9 protein-coding genes and 1 riboswitch are annotated in these 7,831 nt (G+C 56.6%); of the genes, 6 read left to right on the top strand and 3 right to left on the bottom strand.

The genetic code is table 11. The annotated features are described in order from the left end of the window. Window positions 1-200 precede the first annotated feature (200 nt). On the bottom strand, window positions 201-1,427 hold the full coding sequence (gene hemW / locus IQ273_RS27445; RefSeq protein WP_194026307.1) for a radical SAM family heme chaperone HemW: 1,227 nt from the start codon (window positions 1,425-1,427) through the stop codon (window positions 201-203). Between the two features lie 211 nt (window positions 1,428-1,638). Further along, on the bottom strand, window positions 1,639-2,415 hold the full coding sequence (locus tag IQ273_RS27440; protein WP_194026306.1) for an MOSC domain-containing protein: 777 nt from the start codon (window positions 2,413-2,415) through the stop codon (window positions 1,639-1,641). Between the two features lie 272 nt (window positions 2,416-2,687). On the opposite strand from IQ273_RS27440, the gene cobM reads away from it, so the two are divergent. The 6 genes from cobM to hypB all read left to right on the top strand — a co-directional run bounded on the left by cobM (window position 2,688) and on the right by hypB (window position 6,969). After that, window positions 2,688-3,563 (top strand): precorrin-4 C(11)-methyltransferase, encoded by an 876-nt coding sequence (gene cobM / locus IQ273_RS27435; protein WP_228053981.1) that lies wholly within the window; start codon window positions 2,688-2,690, stop codon window positions 3,561-3,563. Between the two features lie 61 nt (window positions 3,564-3,624). Continuing rightward, window positions 3,625-3,763, top strand: a riboswitch (guanidine-I (ykkC/yxkD leader). 108 nt (window positions 3,764-3,871) lie between these two features. Continuing rightward, window positions 3,872-5,068 carry an agmatinase family protein gene (locus tag IQ273_RS27430; protein WP_194026305.1) on the top strand — a complete coding sequence of 399 codons (1,197 nt, stop codon included), beginning with the start codon at window positions 3,872-3,874 and terminating at the stop codon, window positions 5,066-5,068. A gap of 9 nt (window positions 5,069-5,077) precedes the next feature. After that, window positions 5,078-5,452 (top strand): hydrogenase maturation nickel metallochaperone HypA, encoded by a 375-nt coding sequence (hypA, locus tag IQ273_RS27425; RefSeq protein ID WP_194026304.1) that lies wholly within the window; start codon window positions 5,078-5,080, stop codon window positions 5,450-5,452. 41 nt (window positions 5,453-5,493) lie between these two features. Continuing rightward, window positions 5,494-5,814, top strand: a complete 321-nt coding sequence (locus IQ273_RS27420; protein ID WP_194026303.1) for a hypothetical protein — start codon at window positions 5,494-5,496, stop codon at window positions 5,812-5,814. A 3-nt stretch (window positions 5,815-5,817) separates the two neighbouring features. Next, window positions 5,818-6,210 (top strand): DUF6516 family protein, encoded by a 393-nt coding sequence (locus tag IQ273_RS27415; protein WP_194026302.1) that lies wholly within the window; start codon window positions 5,818-5,820, stop codon window positions 6,208-6,210. Between the two features lie 57 nt (window positions 6,211-6,267). Next, window positions 6,268-6,969, top strand: a complete 702-nt coding sequence (gene hypB, locus IQ273_RS27410) for a hydrogenase nickel incorporation protein HypB (RefSeq protein ID WP_194026301.1) — start codon at window positions 6,268-6,270, stop codon at window positions 6,967-6,969. 101 nt (window positions 6,970-7,070) lie between these two features. Here hypB and IQ273_RS27405 read toward each other — a convergent pair whose 3' ends face one another. Next, entirely contained in the window at window positions 7,071-7,583 is a 513-nt protein-coding gene (locus IQ273_RS27405; RefSeq protein WP_194026300.1) for a 2TM domain-containing protein, read from the bottom strand. Between the last annotated feature and the right edge of the window lie 248 nt (window positions 7,584-7,831).

The following is a 7,831-nucleotide window of genomic DNA, read 5'->3' as shown; positions in this document are numbered from 1 at the left end:
GGCGAGGAGATGGGGGCTGTGAGAGTACATCCGCAAAGCAATGCACCGTTTTAAGGAGGTTAATCTTGCAATCCCTGGGTAGGATGGGCATTGCCCACCAGCTCTAATCAGCGTGGATTGTAGCCAAGCAATGTACCCTTCAAGACATCTATATCCGCGATTTGTAAGCAGCATTAAAGGCGAAATCTGCGACAAAAGCATTAGCTCTCTTGCCAGTCTTCGATCGCCCGAAAGCAGTCAGAAAGCACGACGTTTGAGAACAGGAATCCTTCGGGATCGCTGAGTCGCAGGTACTGGAGGGTGTCCCAGGTGTCGCCTTCTAGAATGACCCAGCCTTTGGCGATGTGGGAATTGAGAGCGTCCTTGAGGGTGGCCCAAGGGGCGGGGGCGCAGAGCGATCGCACTTCATCCCCACTGATCCCCTCCTTTAATCGCAGGCCCACCATCAACCGATCTAATAGTTGCTCCAGGGTTGGTGTTGGCGGTTCGCTATGGGTTCCCTCAGCGGCCTGGAAGTCCTTTACCCATTCTGCATAGGTCACTAGCGTTCTAGGACGGCTGACCCGCTGGTGCTGGGTATAGCTAGTCGCCCCGAGACCAAAGCCGTAGTAGGGCTGGTTGCGCCAGTAGGTCAGGTTGTGCTGACATTGGTGCCCTGGCTGAGCGTAGTTCGAGACTTCGTAGTGGTCGTAGCCTTGAGCGGTGAGGAATGCCTGGGCTAAGCGATACATAGTCGCCGTTTGCTCATCCGTGGGCAGCGGCGTGTCCCCAGGCTGATAGCGCTTGGCGAATACGGTTTGGGGTTCTACCGTCAGGTCATAGACCGACAGGTGGTGAGGATGCAGCGCCACGGCTTTGTGCAGCCCGGTTTCCCATTCGGACAGGGTTTGGTGGGGCAACCCAGAGATTAAATCTAGGCTCCAGTTGGGCATGTCGACCTGGTGCAGCCAATCGACAGAACGCAATACGTCGGCAACGCGGTGGTAGCGGCCACAGCTTTCGAGCATGGCATCGTCCAGCGCTTGCACGCCCAGGCTGATGCGGTTGATGCCGACGGTTAGATAACCCTGCAAATGGTCCAGATCAAAGGTACCTGGATCCATTTCCATTGAGATTTCGGCTTCAGGGGCAATGCCAAAGTGGCGATCGAGCTGGGTGAGCATTTGCTCAAGCTGGGGGATGGAGAGCAACGAGGGAGTGCCGCCGCCGAAGAAGACGGTTTGAAGCGGGCGCTGATTCAGCTTTGGGGTGGCTGCGATTTCTGCACAGAGCACGTCCACATAGCTCTCAACGGTGCCGGAGGTTTCACCTCGCTGCTGGTTGCCGAGTATGGAGATGGGAAAGTCACAGTAAAAGCAGCGACGACGACAGAAGGGAATGTGAACGTAGGCGGAGGCTGGGACAGTATCTCTAGAGTGGGTGGTCATAGCCTGTACCTTGAAGCGAGAGGCGGGGATTTGTAGCCGGATCTACCGCTGGGGACATTTCGATTGTCCCCAGACCCCCTCGACCAGGGACGTTCCGCCGCCCTGGACCCGACGGACATACTAGACTGTGGGGGGCATGTCGCGCTTCGCATCGGTCTCGGCTTGTAGGTGATCGGGGGAGATATACCCTATGTAATGGTCTAGGCGTATATCAGATCACGCTAACACCATCTCCAACGTTAAGGCGTTTGCCCTTCTGGCCCACGATATTGGTATTGACTGCCAGCTTGTAGAAGTGGTTGAACCGCTGCGGGGGTGCCCAACTCGGTAGGGTAGCGGCACGCTGCTGAGCAAAGGTTTTTTGGAAGCGGTCGGTGGCGGCTCCGGTGGTGGTGTCGCGGGTGGGCACCACGCAGCGCTGGCAGGGGTTGGTGCCCTCTAGCACCACATCGCCCATAGTGAAGCGGATAGGGGTGCCATCGGCGCTAAAGAGCTGGTCTTCCCAGAAGGCAGGGACGCCATTGATTTCAAGGTTGGTGCGGAAGCGACGGCGGGTTTCGTCGAGGGGAAGGCCGTACCAATCAGCAACGGTCTGCAACGTGGCGGTGCTAATTACGGTTGGCCCTGCCGCTTCGGTATCGTCTGGAAAGCCGAGGTCGCGGTTTTCTTGCAGGGCGACGGGCTGCTGAAAGTAGTCGGCTAGCCAGGTTTCGAGCTGGGTGCGATCGCGCTGAAGGTGAAATGTGACTGATGGCTCATCACCCGCGATCGCCAGGGTAATCGACTGCCCATCCGCAGAAAAGGTCGAACGCAGCCGGTGAATGGCGGCGTTGCGCTTGCCGTTGATGACGTGACCTTGGCTGTCGAAGAGGGCGTAGGTGCGATCGCCCGTCAGCGCCCCACTGCCTAGCACCGTTGACTGCGGCACCGAAACCCCATCCAGCGACTTGACCGGGAAAATATCAATGCGAGATAGGTATGGCTTCATGTCCCCCTGCTACTGCGCCGGATCAATCTTCCAGCCATCATAACCATCCCAAATTCAAAATCTGAAATTTGTTCTTACCGGCCCCATCTTCAGCCTTCGCTATAAAAAAAGACCCCTGAGTTAGCTATCCTCAGGGGTCCGAATCAGGGTGCATCTACCGTTCCCATCTCCTGAGACGGCAGCTAAATTCCGGGGAAATGCCTAGGGTTTACGGATACTTGAAACAAAGTGGCTATGATCTGAGGGCTGTGTGAATTGTTGACATTTGCTCTATGGTTAGCCCTGTGACCTCCCCTAAAATCCAAGATTTTCCTGCAGACACCTGCTCACAGGTCGCACCCCTGGCACCGGGGGTCTACATCGTTGGGGCCGGGCCGGGCGACCCGGAGCTGTTGACCGTGAAGGCTCAACGCCTGCTGAGCCAGGCGGATGTCATTCTCTACGCCAACTCCTTAGTCCCTCAACAAATTTTAGAATGGACCCGCCCCGATGCCGAGCGTATTGGCACCGCCACCATGACGCTGGAAAGCATTTTGCCGCTGATGATTGAGCGCGTACGGGCCGGAAGATCGGTGATTCGCCTACAATCGGGCGATCCTAGCCTCTACAGTGCTATTCACGAGCAAATTCAGGCGCTAGCAGAGGCAGAGGTGCCCTTTGAGGTGGTGCCGGGGATCAGTGCCTACCAGGCGGCGGCGGCGAAGCTCAATGCCGAGCTGACCATTCCGGGACTGGTGCAGTCGATTATTCTGACCCGCATTAGCGGGCGTACTCAGGTGCCAGAGCTAGAAGACCTGGCCTCGCTGGCGGCCCACAAGACCAGCCTGTGCCTGTATCTGAGCGCCCGCCATGTGGGGGAGTCCCAGGCACAACTTTTGAAACACTACGAGCCGGATACCCCCGTGGCGATCTGCTTTCGCATTGGCTGGCCCGATGAGCAGCTGTTGGTGGTGCCGCTGTCAGAGATGGCCCAAACCACCCGCGAGCAAGACCTGATTCGCACTACGCTATACGTGATTAGCCCAGCGCTGCGGGGGCAGAAGGTCAGGTCGCGGCTCTACAACCCCGAGCATACGCACTTGTTTCGGCCTCGCGGTTCTGCTGGCTTCGACTCCGCTCAGCCAACAGAACTCGACTCCGTTTCCTGAGCGGAGTCGAAGGAAGCCTTGACCACAGCTGACTCTGGGCTTAGAGTATCTGCATGAAAAAACTTAAAGCCTCTAGGGTTCCGGTTTGACGGCTATGGTCAAACGGCTGGTCCGAGAGAGGCGGGTTGGTGATGCGTTGGTCAAAGACCGGCCCCTAGGGGCAATCGCTAACTACACGGCGGGATAAAAGCCCGGGAGGATTCTAGGAGTTGAACTATTCAACTTCTCTGGTTTTCCTGGGCTTTGCTGTATCTGGTCCGGGAATCGCGTTTAGTCTAGTGCTCAATTCATCCCTACGAGGCTTTTTAATGACTACCGACCCCTCCAATGATCCCGTATTTCAAAGCCCCAATGGGGCTTCGAGTGAGGCCCAGCGCGCCCTGGAGATGGAAGCCCGCTTGCCTCTCACCGGCTGGCAGCAGGAGGTTTCTCAAGGGTTAGAGTACGGCCTAGAAGCGGCGGCGAGCATTCGCGATCGCACTATCCCCACTTTTTCTCGTGGCGAGCTGCCCCACTACGCAGGCATCAACACTTTCCTCAAAGCGCCCTACGTCGAAGATGTACGCCGGGTCGGTGAGTTTGACGTGGCGATCGTCGGCATTCCCCACGACAGCGGCACCACCTACCGCCCTGGCACTCGCTTTGGCCCTCAAGGCATTCGCCGCATCTCCGCCCTCTACACCCCCTATAACTTTGAGATGGGGATTGATTTGAGAGAAAGTATCACCCTCTGCGACGTGGGCGACGTGTTCACTATTCCGGCCAACAACGAAAAGTCCTTCGACCAGATTTCCAAAGGTGTAGCCCACGTGTTTGCCTCGGGGGCATTTCCAATTTTGCTCGGCGGCGACCACTCCATCGGCTTCCCTACAGTGCGGGGCATCTGCCGTCACCTGGGCGACAAAAAGGTGGGCATCATCCACTTCGATCGCCACGTCGATACCCAGGAGACTGACCTGGATGAGCGCATGCACACCTGCCCCTGGTTCCACGCCACCAATATGGCCAACGCTCCGGCCCAAAACCTGGTGCAGCTGGGTATTGGCGGCTGGCAAGTGCCCCGCCAGGGGGTGAAGGTGTGCCGCGAGCGGGCTACCAACATTCTTACCGTCACCGATATCACCGAAATGGGCCTCGATGCGGCGGCGGATTTTGCGATCGCCCGCGCCACCGACGGCACCGACTGCGTCTGGATTAGCTTCGACATCGACTGCATCGACGCAGGCTTTGTGCCTGGCACCGGCTGGCCCGAACCCGGCGGTCTGCTACCCCGCGAAGCCCTCTACCTGCTCAAGCGCATCGTGCAGGAAACCACCGTCTGCGGCATTGAAGTGGTCGAGGTTTCGCCCCCCTACGATGTCAGCGATATGACGGCGCTAATGGCGACCCGCGTCATTTGCGACACCATGGCGCATTTGGTCAAGTCGGGGCAGCTACCCCGCCGCGAGAAGCCTTCGTACATCCACGAAGAGGCGAATATGAATGTGGATGAGCCGTGGCAGTAGGAACCCACCATGCACGAAACCGACATGACCAAGGCCCTAATTCTTACCGTGCGCGACTGGTGGGAGGCACAGCCAGGGAAGCCTGCGATCGAGAAAGTACACCTGACCGTGGGAAAGTTTACCTGTGTAGAGCCGGTGGGCCTACAGTTCGCCTTTGAGGTGCAGGCCAAAGGCACCTTTTTAGACGGAGCCGAGCTGGTGATTCGCGAAACGCCGCTGGTGGCCTTTTGCCACGACTGCCAGAGCGAGTACCAGCCCGAAATTGGTCTGCAATACGCCTGCCCCACCTGCAAGTCCCCGATGGGCGACATTCGCTCCGGGCGCGAGCTAAAGATCGATCGGGTGGAGTATGCAGAGGCGACTAGCTCAATGTCTCCCCTGTAGCTTGGGATAAACTGAGACTTACATAGCTAAGGCCACTAGCCATGCCTGCCCAAAGCCGCTTTTTAGATCAGTTGCAGGTGCTCAACACCCTCTACCAACGGGGTTATCACAGCAACCTCATGGAGCGTTCCCTCGCCAAAATTATTGAGCTGGAGCGTAGCCACGCCCTTCAACAAGCCTCAGATCTTCAAGCCAAGCTCCAGGCTTACGAAACCCAGTATCACATTCCCTCAGACACCTTCTACCAACAGTTCAACGCCGGAGGACTGGGTGACAGTATGGATTTTGTTGAGTGGAGCGCTTTCTACGATATGTGGCAGTCCGTCCAAATGCGACTCGGTGTTTTGCAATCCATTGGTTAACGAATGGATGCCCAGCAGTATCTCACCGAAATTAAATCCAGACTGATTGCCAGTCCCGTAGTTGAGACCTTCTCAATTGGTGAAGAAAGAGATCTAGATGACAGAGGTTACTTTCGGGCTCGGGTCACGCTGACGAACACTGATTTTTTGGAGATCGCAGAATACTTCATCATCATCGACGACCAACCCCAACCAGATCGCTACCGCTACCAATGGATGGATAGCACCCAGAAAATACTCCGCAAGCGTTGGGACAACGTTCCCCACTTTCCGGATTTACCCAACTTTCCCTACCATGTCCACATCACTACCGAAGACAACGTTCAAGACTCCATGCCAAGAGGCACTACAGAATTTCTAGCTTTCCTAGAAGCAGAGATCTTGCCAGAGCAATAGCCAGGTAATGAGTGCTGCAACCCTCAACTCCAAAATCCCCAAATCCAAAATTGTCTTATGCACCAAACCTTTGACGCCGCATTAGGAATCGATCTGCTCCACGTTAACCAGAGCGGGGCTGACCACAACCGCGCCCACTTCGACGCCTGGGGCATCACCTGCATGAACATCATGAGCAGCCCAGGGGCAGGCAAAACAGCACTGTTGGAGCGCACGCTGGAGGGGCTGCACGGGGACCTGGCGATCGCAGTCATTGAAGGCGATATGACCACCGAACTCGATGCCGATCGCCTGCGCCAGTATGGCGTACCGGTAATTGCAATTAACACGGGGCGATCGTGCCATCTCGACGCCAAGATGGTGGCGGGCGGATTGCATACCCTAGAGCACAGCTACGACCCGAATGCCCTGGACTTGGTGCTGGTCGAAAACGTCGGCAACCTGGTCTGCCCCGCCGAGTTTGAAGTGGGCGAACACGCCAAGGTGGCGCTGCTGAGCGTCACTGAGGGAGAAGATAAGCCCCTTAAGTATCCGATCATGTTCCAGGAAGCCGACTGCCTGCTGATTACGAAGGTAGATCTGGTTCCGTATCTAGACGTGAGCATCGAGCAGATTGCCGCCAACGTGCGGCAGATGAACCCTAACGTCACCATCATTGCAGTTTCAACTAAGACCGGGGAAGGATTAGAGGAATGGTTTGGGTGGGTGCGTTCTCGCAGCGTGTCTACGGGTGAGTCGCGTGTCCATGCTCATGCGTAGGGTGCATCGCTGGCGCGGATGCACCCCTGAGAAATGCTTTACAACGGCACAGCTAGATTTATGAGCAGATAGAATGGCGATCGCCATTGCCTCTACAGCCGCTACGACGACCTCAAAAACCGTCGCACCACACCACCAACGGCTCGCTGCACCTGCTGCTTGCGCCGCCAACGCTGGAATTCCTTACGATAGCTGTATTCGTTGGGGCGATAAATACGCCAGGCATCCCAGCTTAGCTTCAGACCCCAGGGGCCAAGAATTAGATAGATCAAAGAGGCCCACAGCCAGCCACCCGTGACTAGCTGAAAAGCCAGCATAAACCCGCTGGTAATGAGAAACTGCGACATACCGTGGCGAAATCGCTGCTGGCGCTGGCTGTCGAACAACTTTTGATCGGCAATTTCGTATTTCTTAATATCCCACTCGCGCTCGGCTTCGGCTATGGTCTCGGCGGAGATGCCTAGCTCATCGGCGATTTCGAGCAGCTGGGCACGAGAAAGCTCTCCCGACTCGGTTTGGCGGGCGATCGCAAGGCCCAGAATCTGCTGGGCATCTTCTGCGGGGTACAAAAACTCGCTGTTGGTAGTATAAGGATCCATAATAAGCTCAGCCATCGCCGCCCCTGCCAAAACGCTCTTTTTCCTTATAAACAAAATCTAAACGATCGCGGGGGGCGGTTGGGGTACGGAAAACCTATTGTCACAAGCCCTAACGCTACAGTGGTAAGCGCCGTGCCGATCAGGGCATGATAATTCCGAAGGTTACGCATCTTAACCATTGGAGTGTGCACTATGACTCAACTTGTCCCCATCCGCCTGGAGGATGGCACCGAGATCTACATGGAGGCCACCGAAGACGTGGT

Source organism: Nodosilinea sp. LEGE 07298 (assembly GCF_015207265.1).
Lineage (GTDB): Bacteria > Cyanobacteriota > Cyanobacteriia > Phormidesmidales > Phormidesmidaceae > Nodosilinea.
The sequence above is the reverse complement of the archived record's forward strand: the minus strand, read 5'-3'. Positions and strand labels throughout refer to the sequence as shown.

Coding starts and splice junctions, on each gene's coding strand:
- IQ273_RS27420 (WP_194026303.1), top strand. CDS start 5,494: ATGCCTGCCCAAAGCCGCTTTTTAGATCAGTTGCAGGTGCTCAACACC.
- IQ273_RS27415 (WP_194026302.1), top strand. CDS start 5,818: ATGGATGCCCAGCAGTATCTCACCGAAATTAAATCCAGACTGATTGCC.
- hemW (WP_194026307.1), bottom strand. CDS start 1,427: ATGACCACCCACTCTAGAGATACTGTCCCAGCCTCCGCCTACGTTCAC.
- hypB (WP_194026301.1), top strand. CDS start 6,268: ATGCACCAAACCTTTGACGCCGCATTAGGAATCGATCTGCTCCACGTT.
- IQ273_RS27405 (WP_194026300.1), bottom strand. CDS start 7,583: ATGGCTGAGCTTATTATGGATCCTTATACTACCAACAGCGAGTTTTTG.
- hypA (WP_194026304.1), top strand. CDS start 5,078: ATGCACGAAACCGACATGACCAAGGCCCTAATTCTTACCGTGCGCGAC.
- IQ273_RS27440 (WP_194026306.1), bottom strand. CDS start 2,415: ATGAAGCCATACCTATCTCGCATTGATATTTTCCCGGTCAAGTCGCTG.
- IQ273_RS27430 (WP_194026305.1), top strand. CDS start 3,872: ATGACTACCGACCCCTCCAATGATCCCGTATTTCAAAGCCCCAATGGG.
- cobM (WP_228053981.1), top strand. CDS start 2,688: ATGGTTAGCCCTGTGACCTCCCCTAAAATCCAAGATTTTCCTGCAGAC.